Below are 19224 nucleotides of genomic sequence, written 5' to 3' on the forward strand. Positions count from 1 at the left end.
GCTCCTGCAAGGTTCCCTGTTCACAATGTCTTTGCCGCCGTCAAAAGATATTCTACACCCGTTGACCGGAGATCGCAGGCGGCCGGGGCTTCGAGGCGACGCGTTCGACCTTTCGATACGGCGTTTCGGCGAGGGCTCTCCGCGATGGAAGCCGCTTGTAAGCATCGGCGATTTTTTGGTAGCGTAGAAAATAATAGACTTAGTATTTGATGCCAAATTCTATTTCCCCTCCCCTTGTGGGAGGGGAGTAAGGGGAGGGGAATGTAACTGATTGACATACGTTGATTTTCTCACCCTCACCCCAACCCTCTCCCATCAAGGGAGAGGGGAATTTTTTGACCTTCGTTAACCTTTCTGGTTCAGGTTTACATTTAGGGCGCTAACAATTTTTCGACAATGTGGGTATTTTCTGTTAACGAGTCAAGCACTTCGTGGAACTCGCCCCCTCAGATCTCGGGCGGTGACCTGGCATTCCCCTAAAAAAGAAGGCTGAAAAGGCAACCGACCACCCCGAAATGGAGTGCCATGCCCGCCAACGGCAGGGCGTCGATTCTTCGAGCCTGGTGGGCCGTCACCTTCCCGGGCGTCATGATCCTTCTGGCCGTGCTCGGCTTCAACCTGCTCGGAGACGGGCTCCGGAACGCGCTGGACCCCTGATTGCGGGAATAAAAGAGGATGCCCCCATGTCTCAACCGCTGCTTCAGGTGAAACACCTCAAGACCTATTTCTTTACGGAACGCGGGGTGGCCAAGGCCGTCGACGACGTGACCTTCGATCTTCTTCCGGGCCGGACGCTCGGTGTGGTCGGCGAATCGGGGTGCGGAAAGAGCGTGACGGCGCTGTCCATCATGCGGCTGATTCCCGAGCCGCCGGGTCGGATCGCGGAAGGCGAGATCCTTTTTGCCGGAAAAGAGCTGCTGAAACTTTCGGAAGAGGGCATGCGCCGGATCCGGGGGAACCAGATTTCCATGATCTTCCAGGAACCCATGACCTCTCTCAACCCGGTGTTCCGCATCGGGGAGCAAATCGCGGAAGTGCTCCAGCAGCACCAGCGACTTCGCAAACGGGAGGCCCTGGATCGATCGGTGGAACTTCTCAAACGGGTGGGCATTCCTTCGGCGGAAAGCCGCGTGAACGACTACCCGCACCAGATGAGCGGCGGGATGCGCCAACGGGTGATGATCGCCATGGCTATCGCATGCAATCCGCGTCTCATCATCGCCGATGAGCCGACCACGGCCCTGGACGTGACCATTCAGGCCCAGATCCTGGAACTCATGAGGGAACTCAGGGAGACCACGGGGACCGCCGTGCTGCTCATCACCCACGACCTGGGGGTGGTGGCCCAGACCGCCGAAGACGTGGTGGTGATGTACGCGGGCAGGATCGTTGAATCCACAACGGTGAAGGCCCTCTTCCATGATCCCCTGCATCCCTACACCCAGGGGCTCTTGCGTTCTATCCCCGGAACCACGGACTCGGATGAAAAACAGCGGCTGGAAGCCATTCCCGGGGTCGTCCCTAACCTTCTGGCACTGCCGCCGGGCTGCAAATTCAACGACCGGTGTCGCTACGCCTTCGACCGCTGCGTTAAGGAGGAACCCGGACTCCTTGTTCCGAAACCCGGTCATACGGTAAGGTGTTGGCTTTATGCATGATGGATGGAAAACCAAAACGATGGGCCATCAGGAAACGGCAACCGACCTGGTCGTGTTGGAGGACGTGAAGAAGTACTATCCGGTCACCGGCGGGGTGTTGCGGCGGGAAATCGGGACCGTAAAAGCCGTGGACAGGATCGACCTCAAAGTCCGCCGCGGCGAAACGCTCGGACTGGTCGGCGAAAGCGGGTGCGGCAAGTCCACGCTGGGCCGGGTGATCCTGAAATTGGAGGACCCGACGTCGGGAAAGATCTTCTTCGACGGGCAGAATCTTGCGAATGTCTCCCGAAAAGCCATGCGCCCGCTCCGCCGCAAGATGCAGATCATCTTCCAGGACCCCTACTCTTCTCTCAACCCCAGACAGGCGGTGGGCCGGATCATTTCCGAAGGGCTTGTCATTCACAACGCCGGGTCCTTCTCGGAACGCCAGGAGCGTGTCCGCTACCTGATGGAACTGGTGGGCCTGCGGCCTGAAGTGATCGACCGCTATCCCCATGAATTCAGCGGCGGACAGCGCCAGCGGATCGGTATCGCCCGCGCCTTGGCCCTGCAGCCGGAACTGATGATATGCGACGAACCCGTCTCCGCCTTGGACGTCTCGATCCGGGCCCAGGTCATCAACTTGCTCATGGACCTGCAGCAGGAATTTCATCTGACCTATCTTTTCGTTTCCCATGACCTTTCCGTGGTCCGACACATCAGCGACCGGGTTGCCGTCATGTACTTGGGACGGCTGGTGGAACTGGCCGACAAGAAAGAACTGTACACCAATCCGCTGCACCCTTACACTCAGGCGCTGCTGGAAGCCATTCCGATCCCGGACCCGGAAGTAAAGAAAGATTTCAAGGGCCTGGTGGGCGATCTTCCCAGTCCGCTCAACCCGCCTCCGGGCTGCCATTTTCATCCCAGATGCCCGTACGCCATGGATGTGTGCCGAGTAAAAGTCCCCGCTTTCGTGGAAGTCCATCCCCGGCACCATGTACGCTGCTTCCTCTTGAGCGGTCAAACCCAGGACAACTGAAAAGGTGTCTGAGAATACTCTGCACTGTTCCCAAGCCCCACCATCCACCTCGTTCCCAAGCTCTGGCTCGGGCACGGCCTCAATCGAAGCTGGAGCTTCTGCACAGTTGTGTTCCCAAGCTGGAGCTTGGGAACAAGGGGGATGCTATAGCTTGGGAGCAAGGGCAACCGACCTATAGTGATGGTGGTCACCTGCGGAGACATGAAAAGTGTGTGAACCCATGGCTCGGCCGCATTGATTTTGATGGACGCCTCCCCTAGAATTCGTTGGACGTTGAAAGCCCGCTCACTTCTCACGCGCAGGTCGAGTACATGAATTCCGGTGTTGGCGTCATCGGGCGTCGGCTTCTCCTGCTTTCGCTTTCGTTTCTGGGAATCCTGCTGGTCGGGACGGCCGGCTACATGATAGTCGCCGATTTCAGCTTTCTCGACGCCCTCTACATGACGGTCATCACGTTGACCACCGTCGGCTTCGGTGAAGTGCGCCCGCTCGACCCGGCGGGGAGACTTTACACGATCCTGCTCCTCTTCATGGGTGTCGGATTTGTCGCCTACCATACGGCCTCATTCGGCCAGCTTCTCATGGACAGCAACCTGCTCGAAATCTACCGGAGGCGTCGGGTGCGCAAGAAACTGAAAGAAGTAACCAATCACTATATTATCTGCGGTTACGGGCAAATGGGCAAAATCATCGTCAGGGAACTCAACCGCCACAAGGTCCCGCTGGTGGTCATCGACACGCTGGAATCGGATCTCCTGCGGCTCCAGGAAATAGGCTTGCCTTACCTTGCCGGCGACGCGAGAGACGAAGAGAATCTCCTGGCGGCCGGCATCGAGCGAGCCAAGGGCCTGGTTTCCGTTGTGGCTCACGACACGGACAACGTCTTCATCGTCCTCACCGCCAGGGATTTGAACCGGAATCTTTTCATCTGCGCCCGGGCCATGACGTCGGGGATCGAAAAGCGGCTCATCAAGGCGGGCGCGGACCGGGTCGTTTCCCCTTACGCCGGGGGCGCCATGCGGATCGCTCAGAACATTCTTCGCCCCACCGTCACCGATTTCCTGGAACTGGCCCTCTCCGGCGACGGCATGGCTCTCAGCATGGAAGAACTCACCATTCCCGGGGAAGCGCCGCTTGTCGGAAAGATGCTCATGCACTCCGGCATCCGCAGTGATTTCAACCTGATCATCGTGGCCATCAAGCGATCCGACGGCACCATGATCTACAATCCATCGCCCCATGAGACACTCCAGGGGGACGACACTCTGGTAGCCATCGGACCCAGGGACAACCTGGACCGCTTCGCGGACCAACTGGGCGGGAAATCCCCACAATGATCCCACCGGCGCGCTGGGGCGAAGGAAATATCAATGAAAGTAACTAGTTGACAAGCATTACCTGATATCCTATAAGGGTTTTCGGCTCAACAAGCCGGGTTCCTTTCCCTCCCAACCCAAGTTTCGTACTTACAAATCCAGCTCCCTATGGAGGTTGCCATGCATCAAGCGGTCATTGTGAGCGCAGTCCGAACGCCGGTCGGAAGTTTCGGCAGGTCGTTGTGTACCGTTTCCGCCGTAAAGTTGGGTGTCATTGCGGTGAAGGAGGCGCTGGCGCGGATCGGCCTTTCGGGGGAACAGGTGGACGAGGTGATCCTGGGGAACGTGCTCCAGGGCGGCCAGGGGCAGAATCCAGCCCGGCAGGTCGCCATACATTCAGGGATTCCCTACACCATCCCCGCCTATACCATTAATAAGGTCTGTGCCTCCGGTCTCAAATCGGTAGCCCTGGCGGCTCAGGCCGTCATGCTCGGTGACGCCGAGGTGGTGGTGGCGGGAGGCATCGAGAACATGAGTGACGCTCCGTATGCGCTGCCGCAGGCCCGCTGGGGGCACCGGATGGGCGAAGGTCGCCTGGTGGACCTCATGATCCACGATGGACTGTGGGACATCTTCTACGGCTACCACATGGGGATCACCGCTGAAAACATCGCGGAACGGTTCGGTGTGAGCCGGGAAGACCAGGATCGTTTTGCTTTGGAAAGTCATCAGAAGGCGGAAGCCGCCATCCGAAGCGGCCGGTTCAGAGACGAGATTGTGCCGGTTTCGATCCCTCAGAAGAAGGGCGATCCGGTGCTTTTCGATACCGATGAGCATCCGAGGTTCGGCACGACCCTGGAAGCGCTTTCGAAACTGAAGCCGGCGTTCAAGCCCGGTGGAACAGTCACCGCCGGGAACGCCTCGGGAATCAACGACGGCGCGGGCGCCATTGTGGTCATGTCCGAACGGAAGGCCGCGGACCTGAATCTAACGCCGCTCGCCTGCATCCGTTCCTACGCATCGGCCGGAGTCGATCCCGCCATCATGGGCACCGGCCCCATTCCGGCCAGCCGCAAGGCGCTGGAAAAGGCCGGCTGGACCGTAGATGACCTGGATCTCATCGAGGCCAACGAGGCGTTTGCGTCTCAAGCCATCACCGTCAATCGAGAAATGGGCTGGGACACATCCAAGGTCAACGTGTACGGCGGCGCCATCGCGTTAGGTCATCCCATCGGCGCTTCCGGCGCCCGGATCCTGACCACTCTGCTCTACGAAATGAAGCGACGGGGCGCCCGAAAGGGACTGGCCACATTGTGCATCGGAGGCGGGCAGGGTCTCGCCATGACCGTGGAAGCCCCCTGAATCAAGCTCAGGAAGCCAACCTCTGGATCGCCCGAAGGCTGAACCATTAAACCTGAGCTCAAGCGAAAGGCGAGGTGATTGTATGGCTTACGAGAACATCCTTTTCGAAGTTCAAGACGGGATAGCACTGCTCACCTTCAACCGGCCTAAGGCTCTGAATGCTCTGAATCCCCAGACTCTGGAAGAAGTGAGAGATGCTGTGGAGCGGGTTCGACAGGACGACGCCCTCCGGGTTCTGGTATTCACCGGCGCCGGTGACAAGGCGTTTGTGGCCGGCGCGGACATATCGGAACTCCAGAAGATGAACCCACTGGAAGCTCGGCTTTTCGCCGAGCGCGGACAGGAGATTGTTTTCAGCCTGGAGGCGCTGCCCAAGCCGGTCATCGCCTGTGTCAACGGGTTCGCCTTGGGCGGCGGCTGCGAACTGGCCATGAGCTGCGACTTCATCTACGCTTCGGAACGGGCGCAGTTCGGCCAGCCCGAGATCAATCTGGGCATAATTCCCGGCTTTGGAGGCACTCAGCGCCTGGCCCGGCTGATCGGTAGAGCCAAGGCCAAGGAAATATGCATGACCGGCGAGCGTATCAGCGCTCAGGAAGCCAAGGCACTGGGCCTGGTGGCCAAGGTCTTTCCAGCAGAAACCCTCCTGGAGGAAACCCTCAAGGCCGCGCGCAACCTGGCGGAAAAGAGCCGCGTAGCCCTCAGAGCCATCAAACAGGCGGTGGACCGGGGGATGGACGTGGACCTGAAAACGGGTTGCGCCTTCGAAGCGGAGGCGTTCGGCGTCTGCTTCGCGGGTCAGGACGCCAGGGAAGGAACCACCGCCTTCCTGGAAAAACGGAAGCCTCATTTCACTGGCACCTTCACGAACTGACGTGTTTCACGCGGCCCGCCGCAGGCGGCCTTCAAACTACCGGCTACCGAAACCTGATAAATACGTGTTGCGCACGGAGGAGCTGACATGAATTTCGAGCTGACCGAAGAACAAAGAATGATTCAAGACATGGCCCGCAAGTTCGCCGAGCGTGAGATCGCTCCGGTCGCCGCCGAACTGGATCGCACCCATCGCCATCCGGAAGAGATCGTCAAGAAGATGGGGGAACTGGGCCTCATGGGCGTCACCATTCCCGAGGTCTATGGGGGGGCCGGAATGGACTACGTGAGTTACGCGCTGGCGACCATGGAGATTTCCAAGGCATGCGCATCCTGCGGCGTGATCATGAGCGTGTGCAACAGCCTCTACAACTTCCCGGTCTATGCATTCGGGTCCGAAGAACAGAAGCAAAAGTACCTCCGGCCCGTCGCCAGCGGCGAAGCCCTGGGCTGCTATGGACTGACGGAATCCGGAGCGGGTTCGGACCCTGCCGCCATGAGAACGACAGCGGTGCTGGACGGCGATGAATGGGTGATCAACGGAGAAAAGAAGTTCATCAGCAACGGAAACGTTGCCCGCTACTGCGTGCTCGCGGCCGTGACGGACCGGAGCAAGGGCTACAAGGGCATCAGCTCCTTTGTGATGGACCTGGAGAGCACGCCCGGCTTCCGCGTGGGGAAATTGGAAGAAAAGCTTGGGATCAACGCCACTGGCACCGCCGAGCTCGTTTTCGAAGACGCCCGGGTTCCCAAGGAGAACCTCCTCGGCAAGGAAGGCGAAGGCTTCAAGCAAATGCTCACCACCCTGGACGGCGGCCGCATCGGCATCGCCTCTCAGGCCATCGGCATCGGCCGTGCGGCGCTCCAAACCGCCATCGAATACAGCAAGACCCGGGAACAGTTCGGTCGCCCCATATCGAGTTTCCAGGCCATCCAGTGGAAGATCGCCGACATCGCCACGCAGCTGGACGCCGCGGAACTGCTGACCTTGCGAGCCGCGTGGCTGGAACAGAACGGCCGGCCCTACGAAAAAGAAGCGGCCATGGCCAAGATGTATGCTTCGGACACGACCATGTGGGCGACGGTCGAATGCCTCCAGATCCTGGGCGGCTACGGATACTGCAAGGAATATCCGATGGAACGACACCTGCGCGACGCCAAGATCACCCAGATCTACGAAGGCACCAATGAAATCATGCGGCTGGTGATCGCCAGAAACATCGTGGGAAAGAAGTAACCTCCGGCTCGCAAACAAAAAACCCGGGAAGCTCTCTGTAGCTTTCCGGGTTTTTTTCAGCGACAGGCAAGCCGTTCCAATGACGGGCGCGGTCTTGGTCTTGGAGATACATCAAAGAGCGTTACCGCGCGGTAGGGTTTCACCTTGGGCCCGTGGCGTCCGAAGCTTGGAAGGTCACTCCCACAGGCCCCGTCTTCACGCCGCGCCGACCAGTCGACGCATCCGACGCTGGATCCGCTTGATGGCCTTCTTGCGCTTGATGCGCCGTCGTTCGCCCTTGGAAAGATAGTAATTGTGGCGGCGCAGCACGGGCTGCACGTTCTTCTGAAAATCTTTCCGAAGTTTACGGATCTTTTTTTCGAAACTGTCTCTCGTCTCGAATTCCGCCATCCAGTTTTCACCTGCCTTTCAACAACAAAAGAGCCCCTTTCGGACCCCCTGTCCCGAAGTCTTGGGAACGCTCCCCGGCGAATCCACAGCCGGCCGCCTCCCGTCCCAATACACTTGCCTGCACAAATGCCATCAACCGAAAATTTAATTTAGCACACAGGATAGCGCAATAACAAGGAAAAAGCGCCTCCATGCCCGATACAGCCGCAAAGCTTCCAGGCTCAGAAGCTCTTCGGCTCACAGAGCAGGTCGAAATGAGAGAACTGCATACTGAAGGTAGCCCGCCCCTGGGTGGCGCTTCGCAGAGTCGTCGAATACCCGAACATCTTGGAAAGCGGCACCATGGCTTCAACCACCTGGACGGCCTTTCGCGCGCTGATCCCTTCGATACGACCTTTCCTCAGGTTGAGATCCGCGATCACCTCGCCCAGGAATTCTTCGGGCACCAGGATCTCAACGGCCATGTACGGTTCCAACAAGGTGGGGTCGCCCTGTCTGAACGCGTCCCGAAACGCCATGGCGGCGGCCACCCGAAAGGCGAGTTCCGTAGAAATACCTTCCTGCGCCTGGCCGCCCACGAGGGTTACCAGCGTGTCCGTCACCGGGTACCCGAGGATCTCCCCGCTCGTCAGCGCATCGCTCACGCCTTCTTCCACGGCTCCAAGGAAGGCGTCGGGTATCGAACCGTCTCGAACCCGGCTCTCGATCAGGTTCCCCTTGTTCCTGCCCCGCGGGCTCAGAAACAGTTCCACGCCGGCAAACTGGCGGGAACCGGAGATCTCACGGTCGAACACTCCGAGGCCCCGGGCTTCCTTTTGAATGGTTTCCCGGTAAACGACCTGGGGTTTGCCCACGTTGACATTCACGTTGTATTCGCGCTGCAGGCGGGTCACGATGATCTCCAGGTGCAACTCCCCCATGCCGCTGATGACCATCTGTCCCGTGTCTTCGTTTTCCTGGAAAAGGAAGGTGGGATCTTCTTCGGCCAGCCGCTGCAGGGCTTCCAGCAACTTGTCCTGGTCAGCCCGGGTCTTGGGCTCAACGGCGGTTGAGATCACCGGCTGATAAAACTCGATGGATTCCAGTAGGATTGGATGATCAGGGTCGCAGAGGGTATCCCCGGTGGTGGCCGACTTCAGGCCCATCAGCGCCACGATGCTGCCCGCTTCGGCTTCCTCCTGCCGCTCCCGCTTGTTGGCGTGCATCTGGAAAATCCTGGAAAGCCTCTCGCGTGTTCCCTTGGTAACGTTGTAAACCATGTCCCCCGCACGCACCTTGCCGGAGTAGATGCGGGCGTAGGTGAGCTTCCGCCCCTGGTCCATGAAAATCTTGAACGCCAGTGCCGCAAAGGGTTCCGAAACACTGCTCAGCCGCTTCTCCGGTTCCTTGGTGACCGGATGGATCCCTTGAACGGGCGGCACGTCCATGGGACACGGAAGGTAATGGCCGATGGCGTCCAGGAGGGGCTGAATGCCCTTGTTCTTCAAAGCCGAACCGCACAATACGGGGACCATTCTAAGTTCCAGGGTGAGCTTCCGGATCACCGGGATGAGTTGGGCCGAATCGATGGGGAGCCCCTCGAGATAGCGTTCCATGAGTCCGTCGTCCCACTCGGCCACCCGCGCCACGAGCTCCTCGCGCGCCTCGCGGGCCGCGTCCAGAAGCTCCGGCTCGATCTCACCGTATTCGTAGCTGGCCCCCAGCGTCTCGTCGAACCAGGTCACCTGCTTCATTTCCAAAAGATCGATCACACCGCGAAACTCGGCTTCCCGGCCCACGGGAAGCTGCAGCAGAAGCGGATTCGCCTTCAGCTTCTCCCGCATCTGGTCCAAAACGGCCGGCAGATCGGCACCGATCCGATCCATCTTATTGACGAACGCGATCTTGGGGACGTGATACTTGTCGGCCTGGTGCCAGACCGTTTCGGACTGGGGTTCGACGCCGCCCACACCGCAAAAGACGGCGATGGCTCCGTCGAGGACTCTGAGGGACCGCTCCACCTCAATGGTGAAGTCTACGTGCCCGGGAGTATCGATAAGGTGGATTTCGTGGCCCTTCCAGTGACAGGTGGTAACGGCGGAGGTGATGGTGATACCCCGTTCCTGTTCCTGCTCCATCCAATCCATCACCGCCGTGCCCTCGTGGACTTCTCCGATCCTGTGGGATCTTCCGGTGTAATAGAGGATCCTTTCAGTGACGGTGGTCTTGCCGGCATCGATGTGAGCGATGATGCCTATGTTTCGGATTGCCTTCAGCTTTTGTAGCTCGGCCATATCGTTTTTCCGTAAGGATGAGTTGAAAGGCGCAGGTCCGGCAGACCCCTGCGCCCTGACCCTGTGAGGAGGCGGCGGCTTCGGGTTCCGCGGCTGTCGCAGCCGTTGATCTCAAACCGGTTTCTAATTAAAATATTTTGTGTATAATAAAAGGATGGGTCGGCGTAGCCACGACGTTTGAACGTCCCATCGTCCATGCCGAATCGCTTTCAACCGCACGGGAGGAGGATATGACCAGAGTCATACAGAGCCGCGCCAAGCCGTCTCCATACCAGGCGAGTGTCCGCCACCCCGTTCCCAATCCCGTCATGTGCCGGGAAGGACGAGGGGTGAGAAACTTTTCCTGTTTTCATTACGACAGGTGCCTCGACAAGGCGGCGAAAGGGATGTGGAGCGGCTTTACGTGTCACGAATGCCCGTTCTTTCAAGGCCGCGACGAGCCATCCTGAGCATCCGGCATCATCGGCCTGGAAATACGGAAACCCGCCTTGATCATCCGGGCGGGTTTCCCCATTTCGCGGACGCGCCCCCTCGAGACCCCTCCGCCCGATCGTTCGACCGTGGATCATAGGGCAATGCCGACGTCCCTTCCTGCTTTCAATCTTTCGCCGCGGATTGAGAACCTGCCTTGGAACCGACCGGCTTGTCGCCTTCCGGCAGCAGTTCGATCAGGCACATGGGAGCGGCATCCCCCCGCCGGAAACCCATCTTGACGATTCGAGTGAACCCACCGGGCCGGTTCTGATACCGTGGCCCCAGTTCGGCGAAGAGCTTATGCACCACACCCTTGTCACGAACCACGGAGAGTACCTGCCGCCGAGCGTGCAGGTCGCCGCGCTTTCCCAACGTGATCATCCAATCGGTCCAACGGCGCAGTTCCTTCGCCTTCGGCACGGTGGTGTAAATCCTTTCCTCATCGAGCAGGGAAGTCACCATGTTGCGAAACATGGCGAGGCGGTGACTGGAGTTCCGATTCAGTTTTCTCCCGGATTTCTGGTGCCGCATGGCTACTCTTCTTCCTTTCTGCGTGCCTCGATCTCTTCCCGACTGGGAAAACTATCCAGTTTCATACCGAGCGACAACCCCATTTCACTGAGGATCTCCTTGATTTCGTTAAGCGACTTGCGGCCGAAATTCTTCGTCTTGAGCATCTCGCCTTCCGACTTCTGAACCAATTCTCCGATGTAGCGGATATCGGCGTTCTTGAGACAATTGGCCGAACGAACCGAGAGTTCCAGTTCATCAACACTCCGGAACAAGTGTTCGTTGAAAGGCGGCTCCTCCTCGGTGTACTCGTCCTCGGAGGGTTCCACGCCTTCCTCGAAATTGATGAAAACCGACAACTGTTCTTTCAGAATCTTCGCCGCAAAGGCCAGCGCGTCTTCGGGCGTAACGCTGCCATCCGTCCAGATCTCTATGGTCAGCTTGTCGTAATCGGTGCGCTGTCCGACGCGTGCCTGGGTAACGACGTAATTCACCTTCTGGATCGGCGAATAGACCGCATCAATGGGAATCGCCCCGATGGGGAGATCTTCGCTGGTTTCCCAATCCGCAGGCACATAACCTTTGCCATCCTTGACGGTCAATTCCATGCGCAGCTTCCCGTCCTTGGCAAGGGTACAGATATGCTTTTCCGGGTTGAGCACCTGTAGGCCCGAGTTACCCCGAATGTCGGCGGCGGTGACGACCCCTTCGCCCTCCTTTTCGATCAGGAACGTCCTGGGCGTTTCCCCCTTGACCTTCAGGCGGACTTCCTTGAGATTCAAAATGATGTCCGTAACGTCTTCAAGCACCCCGGGCACCGATGAAAATTCATGGAGGACGCCGTCGATCTTCACGTCCGTAATGGCGGCGCCTCTCAAGGAGGAAAGCAGCGTCCGCCGCAGGGCATTTCCCAGTGTGGTTCCGAAGCCCCGTTCCAGCGGCTCACAGATGAACTTTCCATGTCGATCGGGTCGTTCTCCCGCTTCCACTTCCAAGCGTTTAGGCCGAATCAAGTCGCGCCAGTTTTTCTGCATATCCTGTCCTCATCTTCCGGAATTGGCTGGAGCCTCCAACGCCCGCTCCAAATCCAAAAATCCGGATCGGGCGCTTCACATCATCCTGCGCCCGGATCCGGCTATAACTCGCTCAGCGCGTGAATTACTTGGAGTAGAATTCGACGACCAACTGTTCCTGGACGGGCAGATTCATCTCCTCCCGGGTCGGGATCGACCGGAAGACGCCCTGGAATTTCTCCTTGTCCAGTTCGAGCCAGGCGGGCACCCCACGGCGGGGCACCGCATCCAGGGCTTCCGTGATCGCTCCGATCTGCCGGCTCTTTTCCCTGACCGCTACCACGTCCCCGGGCTGCAACAGATAGGACGGAATATTGACCTTTCGGCCGTTGACCAGGAAGTGGTTGTGACGGACCATCTGCCGGGCCTGGGATCGGGAATTGGCGAACCCGAGCCGATAGACCGTGTTGTCGAGCCGCCGCTCCAAAAGCACGAGGAAGTTGGTACCCGTCACCCCCTTCTGCCGGTCGGCTTCCTTGAAATAGTTCTTGTACTGTTTTTCCTGCAGCCCGTAGATGCGCTTGATCTTCTGCTTTTCACGCAGCTGCAGCCCGTAGTTGGACAACTTCCCGCGCCTCTGCCCGTGCTGACCCGGAGGGTAACTCCGGCGTTCGAGTGCACACTTGTCAGAGTAACAACGGTCCCCTTTCAGGTAGAGCTTCATATTTTCGCGCCGGCACAGCCGGCACACCGGGCCTGTGTTACGAGCCAAGTCCTGTCCTCCTGTATGTCCTCGTCGCCCTCAATGCCAACCCAAAAACCAGCGAACGCCTCAAACCCGCCTCCTCTTGGGCGGACGGCAGCCGTTGTGCGGGATGGGCGTCACGTCCCGGATGACGGTGACGTTCAGACCGGCGGCCTGCAGGGCCCTGAGCGCGGCCTCCCGCCCCGAACCCGGACCCTTCACGTACACTTCCACGCTCTGGAGTCCGTGTTCCATGGCGGCCTTGGCGGCGGACTGGGCCGCCACCTGGGCCGCGAAAGGCGTGCTCTTGCGCGATCCCTTGAAACCCTGGCTCCCGCCGCTCGCCCACGATATGGCGTTGCCGCTGGTATCCGTGATGGTGATCACCGTGTTGTTGAACGTGGAACGAATGTGAGCAATGCCGTTTTGGATATTCTTGCGTTCCTTTTTCTTGCGCGGACCGCCTTTTGCCTTAGCCATTTCGCCTCCACCCCGTCTCTATTTCTTTCGTTTTCCGATGACCGACCTGCGAGGACCTTTCCGTGTGCGTGCGTTGGTATGCGTTCGCTGGCCGCGCACCGGCAGGCCGCGCCGGTGACGCAATCCCCGATAACATCCAAGGTCCATCAGGCGCTTGATGTTCATGGACACTTCCGATCGGAGATCGCCTTCGACCTTGTAGTTGGCGTCGATCACCTGGCGGATGGCGTTGATTTCCTCTTCCGTCAGATCGTCCGTTTTCACACCGGGGTCAACGTTGGCCTGTTTCAATATTTTTGCGGACGTCGACCGGCCGATGCCATAGATGTACGTCAGCCCGATCTCGATGCGCTTGTTCTTCGGTAAATCGATGCCTGCGATCCGTGCCAAAGCCAGCTCCTCCCTTAACCCTGTCTCTGTTTGTGCTTCGGATTTTCACAGATGACGCGCACCTGCCCGTGGCGCCGAATGATCTTGCACTTCCGACACATGCGCTTCACCGACGCTCGCACTTTCATATGCACCCGCTCCCTTCGGCAATCGGCATTTGCTGATACACAGCACTCAACCCTTGGAACGATAGACGATCCGACCCCGCGTGAGATCATAGGGCGAGAGCTCAACCGTGACCTTGTCCCCGGGCAGAATGCGAATGAAATGCATCCTCATCTTCCCGGAAATGTGCGCGAGAACTCTATGGCCATTCTCAAGCTCCACACGAAACATGGCGTTCGGAAGGGGCTCGATGACGGTGCCTTCCACCTCAATCGCGTCTTCTTTGGCCATATGGATATCTTTCTCTCAGATTCTGATAGCTTAGCAGAAAAGCTCTCTTCAGAAGCGATGCATTATATACAGTGCTCCGCCGGCTGTAAAGCTCTTTAGAGGACCGTCAGGATTTCGGGGCCGTTTTCGGTGATCGCCACCGTGTGTTCGTAGTGCGCCGACAGCTTCCGGTCCCGCGTGACCGCCGTCCACCCATCCTCCAGAATTTCGATTTCCGGTCCTCCCTCGTTGATCATCGGTTCGATGGCGATCACCATTCCGGGCTTGAGTTTCACGCCCCTGCCCGGAGGCCCATAATTGGGAATCTGAGGGCTCTCATGGAGGCTCTTTCCAATCCCATGGCCCACGAATTCTCTGACCACTGAATACCCGTGGTGTTCCACATGAGCCTGAACCGCATGGGAGATATCCGAAAGCCGATTGCCCGGGACCGCCTTTTCAATGGCCTTCCCTAGGGATTCCTGGGTCACCCGGCACAGACGGCGCGCGGCTTCGGAGACGTCTCCCACGGCTACGGTCACCGCCGCATCCCCATAGTAGCCGTCCAGAAGAATCCCGTAATCCACACTGATGATGTCTCCTTCCACCAGCTCGCGTTTCCTGGACGGCATCCCGTGGACGATTTCTTCATTTATGGATGTGCACAGCGCGTACGGGAACCCATGATAGCCCTTGAAGGCCGGGACCGCCCCGTACTTTGCGGCCAGTTCCTCACTCAACGCATCCAGTTCCCAGGTGGTGACCCCCGGCCGAACACGCTCCTTCACCGCTTCGAGAACCTCCGCCACGATCAGGCAGGAGCGCCGGATCTTCTCAATTTCGCGTTTGGACTTGAGAATGATCATAAAACGCCTCTACCCCAGCACCGCGACGATTCGACCGAAAATCTCGTCGATATCCCCCACACCGTCGATCCGGCGCAGCTTGCCCTGATTGTCGTAATAGTTGATCAAGGGCTCCGTCTGGTCCGAGTAAACCTTGAGTCGCGAGGTCACCGTCTGCACGTTGTCGTCGTCGCGCTGGTAGAGTTCGCCGCCGCACTTGTCGCAGATCCCGTCCTTTTTGGGCGGATCGAACTTCACGTGGTAGCCCGCTCCGCATTCACGGCACGTGCGCCGCCCGGTCAGGCGTTCCACCAGCTCGTCGTTGGGGACCTCGATGCAGACCACATGGTCGATCTTCTGGCCCAGTTGGTCAAGCATGCCGTCGAGCGCTTCAGCCTGGCTCACATTCCTGGGAAACCCGTCCAACATGTAACCCTTGGCGCAATCGCCCTGTTGAATCCGTTCCTTAACCAGCCCGATCACCACGCTGTCGGGAACCAGTTCCCCTTTATCCATGTATTTCTTGGCCTCCAGCCCCAAGGGGGTTCCCGCCTTGAGGGCTGCCCGGAGCATGTCGCCGGTTGAAATCTGGGGAATCCCGTACTTGTCGATCAGCCTCTTGGCCTGCGTTCCTTTTCCGGCTCCCGGGGGACCCAACAAGATGATGTTCATGCCTCTCTCCTCCCTTCCGCAACTCCGACTGGTTACCTGCTGCCTTCCACCCCTCCCCCACAAAAGCACGAGGAGTCCTCCGACTCCTCATGAGCATTCCCTTTCCCAAATCCAGCATCATCGCCGGCCCTTGACTCTCCCCTTCTTGAGAAATCCCTCGTAGTGCCGGCTCAACATGTGAGCCTCGATCTGAGCCACCGTATCCATCGCTACGCCCACCACGATAAGGAGCGCAGTCCCACCGAAGTAGAAGGGCACGTTGAATTCTTGGATCAGAACCGTCGGCAGCACGCAGACCGCCGATACGTAAAGGGCGCCTCCGAGCGTGATGCGGCTCAACACCCGGTCGATGAATTCCGCGGTGGAATGCCCGGGCCGGATGCCGGGAATGAATCCGCCGTACTTTTTCATGTTCTCGGCCACATCCACCGGATTGAACACGATGGCCGTATAAAAGTAACAGAAGAAGATGATGAAGCCCACGTACAGGATGTTGTAGAGCCAATGTCCGGGAGTCAAGGTCCGGGCCACCGCTTCCATCCACGGCGTCTTGATGAAGTTGGCGATGGTGGCCGGAAACATGATGATCGATGACGCGAAGATCGGCGGAATGACCCCGGCGGTGTTGATCTTGAGGGGCAGGTGCGTGCTCTGGCCGCCGTACATACGCCTGCCCACCACCCGCTTCGCATATTGGACCGGAATCCTCCTCTGGCCCCGCTCCATAAAGATGATGGCCCCCACGATCACCACCATGGCCACTAGAAGGATCAAGGCGACAAACACGCTCATTTCACCGGTCTGGATGAGCCGTACGGTGTTGACCACCGCTCCCGGCATCCCGGCCACGATTCCGGCGAAGATGATGAGCGAAATCCCGTTTCCGATTCCCCGCTCGGTGATCTGTTCCCCGAGCCACATGATGAACGCCGTCCCCGCCGTCAGGGTGATCACGGTGATCAGACGGAAACCCCAGCCCGGATAGATCACCACGGATTCCCCGCCGGGACCCGTCATCCCCTCAAGGCCGAAGGCGATCCCGAAGCCCTGGATGATGCTCAACAGCACCGTACCGTAGCGCGTGTACTGAGTGATCTTCTTCCGCCCGGCTTCCCCTTCCTTCTTCAGCTGTTCCAGGTGCGGGATCACCACCGTGAGGAGCTGCAGAATGATCGAGGCGCTGATGTAAGGCATGATGCCGAGCGCGAACACCGAAAGCCTTTCCAGGGCTCCCCCTGAAAACATGTTGAACAGACCGAGGAGTGTGCCCTGCGCGGCCCCGAAAAAGGCCGCGAGCGCTTCGCCGTTGATTCCCGGAGTGGGGATGAACACCCCGATCCGGTAAACGGCAAGGAGAAGCAACGTGGTCCCGACCCGCTTCTTGAGCTCGGGGATCTTTCCTATGTTTTGAAAACCCGTCAGCACGGATTATTCCTTTTTGACTGGGATCAACTGGACCTGCCCACCGGCTGCACGAACCTTCTCCACCGCCGACGCGCTCGCCCGGTGAACGCGCACCGTAACCGGACGGTCCAGGCTTCCGGATCCGAGGAGTTTCACCGGAGCGTCGGCCTTGGAAATCAGCCCCGCCCTCGCCAGCTCCACCGGCCCAACCTCACTGCCTTCGGCAAACCGCCCCAGAGCTTCAACATTGACGATGCTGTACGCCTCGCGGAAGATATTGGTGAATCCACGCTTGGGCACCCGGCGCTGCAACGGCATCTGGCCCCCTTCGAACCATGGAGCCGTCCCGCCCCCGGCCCGGGATTTCTGGCCTTTGTTCCCTCTACCGGCCGTCTTGCCGAGCCCGGATCCATTGCCGCGTCCAACTCTCTTTGCTTTTCGCCTCGCCCCCGGGACGGGAGCCAGTTCATTCAGCCTCATGATTATCTCCAGCTCGTGGCTTTGGATGTTGCGGCTAGGCTTCCCGCACCTCGACCAGGTGGTTCACCTTCACCACCGCACCCACGATCGGGGGGGTCGCATATAGCGTCACTTCCCTGTTGAGCCTGGTCAGTCCCAAGGCCTTCAGGATCTTTCGATGCTTCTCGGGCCTGCCGATGGGACTCCGCACCAGCTTGACTTTGATGGCCTGTGCCATGCCCTCACTCCTTTTCCGCCTCTAGGCACGCAGTTCCTGCGGTTCCCGCCCCCGGGTCCTGCCGATCGCTTCCGCACTCCTCAGCTGCCTCAGTCCTCCCAGCGTCGCTTTCACCACGTTGTGCGGGTTCCTAGACCCGATGCATTTGGTGAGCACGTCGCGGACGCCCGCCGCTTCCATCACCGCGCGAACCGCCCCGCCGGCGATCACACCGGTTCCCGGCGACGCCGGCTTCAACACCACACTGGAGGCCCCGAACCGGCCGAGGACGTCATGGGGGATAGTGCCGTCCATCAGGGGCACCTCAAACATGTCCCGCTTCGCGGTATCAAGTCCCTTTCGGATGGCTTCCGGGACTTCGTTGGCCTTACCGAGTCCGAAGCCGACCCGTCCGTTGCCGTCGCCGACCACGACGATGGCGCTGAAGGAAAACCGCCGGCCGCCCTTGACCACCTTCGCCACTCGGCTGATATGGACGATTTTGTCGATGATCTGCGTTTCGCTGGATTCAAATGCTGCCAAGATCGAGCCTCCCCCTGGCTTGTGAGTATCCTAGAAGTCCAATCCCGCCTTGCGGGCGCCGTCAGCGACAGCCCGAATGCGGCCGTGATAAATGAAGCCGTTCCGGTCGAAGACCACCTGCCGGATGCCACGTTCCATGGCTTCCCTGGCGATTCGTTCGCCCACCCGTTCGGCGCTTTGCACCTTGCCCCCGGACTTCTCATCCAAGTCCGGATCCTTGAGCAACGTTGACGACGCAGCCAGCGTAACACCCCGGGTATCGTCGATGATCTGAGCGTAGATGTGCTTGGCGCTCCGGAACACGGTGAGACGCGGTCGATCGGGGGTTCCCTTGACCTTCGTTCGGATGCGCTTCTTCCGTTTCAGTCGAGCCTGTTCCCGCGGATTCTTTTTCGATGTCATGTCAGCCTTCCTTCGCCCTACTTCTTGGCGCCGGCCTTGCCCGCCTTCCGCCGCACGGTTTCATTGGCGTAACGAATGCCCTTTCCCTTGTAGGGTTCGACCGGCCGCAACGCCCGAATCTTCGCCGCGGTCTCCCCCAAGAGTTCCCGATCAATGCCTTCCAGCCCGATGACCGTCTGCTTTTCGACCTTGGCGGTCACCCCTTCGGGCAGCTCGTACTGGACCGGGTGGGAATAGCCGAGCGTCAGCGTGAGGATGTTCCCGCTTGCATCCGCCCGGTATCCGATGCCGTGTATCTCCAGCACCTTCCGAAAGCCCTCGCTCACCCCGGTGACCATGTTGCCCACCAGAGCTCGCATCAGGCCGTGCATGGCCCTCGACCGGCGCGATTCGTCGCGCCGGAGCACCATGAGGCTGCCGCCGTCCAGCTGGACGTCGATCTCCGGCGGAATCTCTCGGCTCAACGACCCCCTAGGCCCGTTCACCCTCACCACGGTCCCTTCCCTCTGGACCGTAACCCCCTGGGGGATTTTGATCGGGTTCTTCCCCACTCGAGACATAACCA

24 protein-coding genes and 1 pseudogene are annotated in these 19224 nt (G+C 59.3%); 8 read left to right on the forward strand and 17 right to left on the reverse strand.

What is annotated here, in order from left to right; translation table 11 throughout:
- Positions 1–489: 489 nt before the first annotated feature.
- From FDQ92_RS16055 to FDQ92_RS01705, 7 genes and pseudogenes are all read left to right on the forward strand, one after another.
- Positions 490–657 (forward strand): annotated as a pseudogene (locus FDQ92_RS16055) (ABC transporter permease); the annotation flags it as partial.
- Positions 658–683: 26 nt separating this feature from the next.
- A complete protein-coding gene (locus tag FDQ92_RS01680) occupies positions 684–1658 on the forward strand; it encodes an ABC transporter ATP-binding protein (RefSeq protein ID WP_137422991.1) in 975 nt (324 codons plus the stop codon).
- A gap of 19 nt (positions 1659–1677) precedes the next feature.
- Complete coding sequence (locus FDQ92_RS01685) at positions 1678–2679, forward strand: ABC transporter ATP-binding protein (RefSeq protein ID WP_137425661.1); 1002 nt, start codon at positions 1678–1680, stop codon at positions 2677–2679.
- Between the two features lie 311 nt (positions 2680–2990).
- Positions 2991–4016, forward strand: a complete 1026-nt coding sequence (locus FDQ92_RS01690) for a potassium channel family protein (protein WP_137422992.1) — start codon at positions 2991–2993, stop codon at positions 4014–4016.
- A 159-nt stretch (positions 4017–4175) separates the two neighbouring features.
- Positions 4176–5357 (forward strand): acetyl-CoA C-acetyltransferase, encoded by a 1182-nt coding sequence (locus tag FDQ92_RS01695; RefSeq protein WP_137422993.1) that lies wholly within the window; start codon positions 4176–4178, stop codon positions 5355–5357.
- 82 nt (positions 5358–5439) lie between these two features.
- The gene (locus FDQ92_RS01700) at positions 5440–6231 is read left to right on the forward strand and encodes an enoyl-CoA hydratase/isomerase family protein (RefSeq protein WP_137422994.1); all 792 of its coding nucleotides are present in this window, start codon (positions 5440–5442) and stop codon (positions 6229–6231) included.
- Positions 6232–6318: 87 nt separating this feature from the next.
- The gene (locus FDQ92_RS01705) at positions 6319–7467 is read left to right on the forward strand and encodes an acyl-CoA dehydrogenase (RefSeq protein ID WP_137422995.1); all 1149 of its coding nucleotides are present in this window, start codon (positions 6319–6321) and stop codon (positions 7465–7467) included.
- A gap of 195 nt (positions 7468–7662) precedes the next feature.
- On the opposite strand, the gene rpsU is transcribed toward FDQ92_RS01705, so the two are convergent.
- Together rpsU and fusA are read right to left on the reverse strand one after the other, a co-directional pair.
- Positions 7663–7857: a 30S ribosomal protein S21 gene (gene rpsU / locus FDQ92_RS01710; protein ID WP_137422996.1), complete on the reverse strand. Its 195-nt coding sequence runs from the start codon at positions 7855–7857 to the stop codon at positions 7663–7665.
- Positions 7858–8078: 221 nt separating this feature from the next.
- Positions 8079–10130, reverse strand: coding sequence for an elongation factor G (gene fusA / locus FDQ92_RS01715; RefSeq protein WP_137422997.1), 2052 nt, complete (start codon positions 10128–10130; stop codon positions 8079–8081).
- 230 nt (positions 10131–10360) lie between these two features.
- Between fusA and FDQ92_RS01720 the strand changes: the two genes are divergently transcribed.
- Positions 10361–10579 (forward strand): hypothetical protein, encoded by a 219-nt coding sequence (locus tag FDQ92_RS01720; RefSeq protein WP_137422998.1) that lies wholly within the window; start codon positions 10361–10363, stop codon positions 10577–10579.
- A gap of 148 nt (positions 10580–10727) precedes the next feature.
- On the opposite strand, the gene rplQ is transcribed toward FDQ92_RS01720, so the two are convergent.
- From rplQ to rplF, 15 genes are all read right to left on the reverse strand, one after another.
- Positions 10728–11135 (reverse strand): 50S ribosomal protein L17, encoded by a 408-nt coding sequence (gene rplQ, locus FDQ92_RS01725; protein WP_137422999.1) that lies wholly within the window; start codon positions 11133–11135, stop codon positions 10728–10730.
- A gap of 2 nt (positions 11136–11137) precedes the next feature.
- Positions 11138–12148 carry a DNA-directed RNA polymerase subunit alpha gene (locus FDQ92_RS01730; protein ID WP_137423000.1) on the reverse strand — a complete coding sequence of 337 codons (1011 nt, stop codon included), beginning with the start codon at positions 12146–12148 and terminating at the stop codon, positions 11138–11140.
- Positions 12149–12272: 124 nt separating this feature from the next.
- Positions 12273–12899 carry a 30S ribosomal protein S4 gene (gene rpsD, locus FDQ92_RS01735; RefSeq protein ID WP_137423001.1) on the reverse strand — a complete coding sequence of 209 codons (627 nt, stop codon included), beginning with the start codon at positions 12897–12899 and terminating at the stop codon, positions 12273–12275.
- Positions 12900–12959: 60 nt separating this feature from the next.
- A complete protein-coding gene (gene rpsK, locus FDQ92_RS01740) occupies positions 12960–13352 on the reverse strand; it encodes a 30S ribosomal protein S11 (RefSeq protein WP_137423002.1) in 393 nt (130 codons plus the stop codon).
- A gap of 18 nt (positions 13353–13370) precedes the next feature.
- A complete protein-coding gene (gene rpsM / locus FDQ92_RS01745; RefSeq protein WP_137423003.1) occupies positions 13371–13742 on the reverse strand; it encodes a 30S ribosomal protein S13 in 372 nt (123 codons plus the stop codon).
- Between the two features lie 14 nt (positions 13743–13756).
- Positions 13757–13870 (reverse strand): 50S ribosomal protein L36, encoded by a 114-nt coding sequence (rpmJ, locus tag FDQ92_RS01750; RefSeq protein WP_137423004.1) that lies wholly within the window; start codon positions 13868–13870, stop codon positions 13757–13759.
- A gap of 46 nt (positions 13871–13916) precedes the next feature.
- Complete coding sequence (infA, locus tag FDQ92_RS01755; RefSeq protein ID WP_137423005.1) at positions 13917–14138, reverse strand: translation initiation factor IF-1; 222 nt, start codon at positions 14136–14138, stop codon at positions 13917–13919.
- Between the two features lie 95 nt (positions 14139–14233).
- Positions 14234–14983 (reverse strand): type I methionyl aminopeptidase, encoded by a 750-nt coding sequence (gene map / locus FDQ92_RS01760; RefSeq protein WP_137423006.1) that lies wholly within the window; start codon positions 14981–14983, stop codon positions 14234–14236.
- A 9-nt stretch (positions 14984–14992) separates the two neighbouring features.
- A complete protein-coding gene (locus FDQ92_RS01765) occupies positions 14993–15634 on the reverse strand; it encodes an adenylate kinase (RefSeq protein WP_137423007.1) in 642 nt (213 codons plus the stop codon).
- Between the two features lie 117 nt (positions 15635–15751).
- On the reverse strand, positions 15752–17059 hold the full coding sequence (gene secY / locus FDQ92_RS01770) for a preprotein translocase subunit SecY (RefSeq protein ID WP_137423008.1): 1308 nt from the start codon (positions 17057–17059) through the stop codon (positions 15752–15754).
- 3 nt (positions 17060–17062) lie between these two features.
- Positions 17063–17518: a 50S ribosomal protein L15 gene (rplO, locus tag FDQ92_RS01775; protein ID WP_137423009.1), complete on the reverse strand. Its 456-nt coding sequence runs from the start codon at positions 17516–17518 to the stop codon at positions 17063–17065.
- A 34-nt stretch (positions 17519–17552) separates the two neighbouring features.
- Positions 17553–17735 (reverse strand): 50S ribosomal protein L30, encoded by a 183-nt coding sequence (gene rpmD, locus FDQ92_RS01780; RefSeq protein WP_137423010.1) that lies wholly within the window; start codon positions 17733–17735, stop codon positions 17553–17555.
- 21 nt (positions 17736–17756) lie between these two features.
- The gene (gene rpsE, locus FDQ92_RS01785; protein WP_137423011.1) at positions 17757–18257 is read right to left on the reverse strand and encodes a 30S ribosomal protein S5; all 501 of its coding nucleotides are present in this window, start codon (positions 18255–18257) and stop codon (positions 17757–17759) included.
- Between the two features lie 30 nt (positions 18258–18287).
- Positions 18288–18659, reverse strand: coding sequence for a 50S ribosomal protein L18 (rplR, locus tag FDQ92_RS01790; RefSeq protein ID WP_137423012.1), 372 nt, complete (start codon positions 18657–18659; stop codon positions 18288–18290).
- 17 nt (positions 18660–18676) lie between these two features.
- Positions 18677–19219: a 50S ribosomal protein L6 gene (gene rplF, locus FDQ92_RS01795; protein WP_137423013.1), complete on the reverse strand. Its 543-nt coding sequence runs from the start codon at positions 19217–19219 to the stop codon at positions 18677–18679.
- Positions 19220–19224 lie beyond the last annotated feature (5 nt).

Origin of the sequence: Desulfoglaeba alkanexedens ALDC, from assembly GCF_005377625.1 — a bacterium.
Lineage (GTDB): Bacteria > Desulfobacterota > Syntrophobacteria > Syntrophobacterales > DSM-9756 > Desulfoglaeba > Desulfoglaeba alkanexedens.

Bases quoted from the DNA above. Each gene is read 5' to 3' on its own strand.
- rpsU (WP_137422996.1), bottom strand. From the start codon at position 7,857: ATGGCGGAATTCGAGACGAGAGACAGTTTCGAAAAAAAGATCCGTAAA.
- rpmD (WP_137423010.1), bottom strand. From the start codon at position 17,735: ATGGCACAGGCCATCAAAGTCAAGCTGGTGCGGAGTCCCATCGGCAGG.
- FDQ92_RS01695 (WP_137422993.1), top strand. From the start codon at position 4,176: ATGCATCAAGCGGTCATTGTGAGCGCAGTCCGAACGCCGGTCGGAAGT.
- rplO (WP_137423009.1), bottom strand. From the start codon at position 17,518: ATGAGGCTGAATGAACTGGCTCCCGTCCCGGGGGCGAGGCGAAAAGCA.
- rpmJ (WP_137423004.1), bottom strand. From the start codon at position 13,870: ATGAAAGTGCGAGCGTCGGTGAAGCGCATGTGTCGGAAGTGCAAGATC.
- FDQ92_RS01765 (WP_137423007.1), bottom strand. From the start codon at position 15,634: ATGAACATCATCTTGTTGGGTCCCCCGGGAGCCGGAAAAGGAACGCAG.
- FDQ92_RS01690 (WP_137422992.1), top strand. From the start codon at position 2,991: ATGAATTCCGGTGTTGGCGTCATCGGGCGTCGGCTTCTCCTGCTTTCG.
- FDQ92_RS01680 (WP_137422991.1), top strand. From the start codon at position 684: ATGTCTCAACCGCTGCTTCAGGTGAAACACCTCAAGACCTATTTCTTT.
- rpsK (WP_137423002.1), bottom strand. From the start codon at position 13,352: ATGGCTAAGGCAAAAGGCGGTCCGCGCAAGAAAAAGGAACGCAAGAAT.
- FDQ92_RS01720 (WP_137422998.1), top strand. From the start codon at position 10,361: ATGACCAGAGTCATACAGAGCCGCGCCAAGCCGTCTCCATACCAGGCG.
- rplR (WP_137423012.1), bottom strand. From the start codon at position 18,659: ATGACATCGAAAAAGAATCCGCGGGAACAGGCTCGACTGAAACGGAAG.
- rplQ (WP_137422999.1), bottom strand. From the start codon at position 11,135: ATGCGGCACCAGAAATCCGGGAGAAAACTGAATCGGAACTCCAGTCAC.
- infA (WP_137423005.1), bottom strand. From the start codon at position 14,138: ATGGCCAAAGAAGACGCGATTGAGGTGGAAGGCACCGTCATCGAGCCC.
- map (WP_137423006.1), bottom strand. From the start codon at position 14,983: ATGATCATTCTCAAGTCCAAACGCGAAATTGAGAAGATCCGGCGCTCC.
- FDQ92_RS01730 (WP_137423000.1), bottom strand. From the start codon at position 12,148: ATGCAGAAAAACTGGCGCGACTTGATTCGGCCTAAACGCTTGGAAGTG.
- FDQ92_RS01700 (WP_137422994.1), top strand. From the start codon at position 5,440: ATGGCTTACGAGAACATCCTTTTCGAAGTTCAAGACGGGATAGCACTG.
- FDQ92_RS01685 (WP_137425661.1), top strand. From the start codon at position 1,678: ATGGGCCATCAGGAAACGGCAACCGACCTGGTCGTGTTGGAGGACGTG.
- rplF (WP_137423013.1), bottom strand. From the start codon at position 19,219: ATGTCTCGAGTGGGGAAGAACCCGATCAAAATCCCCCAGGGGGTTACG.
- FDQ92_RS01705 (WP_137422995.1), top strand. From the start codon at position 6,319: ATGAATTTCGAGCTGACCGAAGAACAAAGAATGATTCAAGACATGGCC.
- fusA (WP_137422997.1), bottom strand. From the start codon at position 10,130: ATGGCCGAGCTACAAAAGCTGAAGGCAATCCGAAACATAGGCATCATC.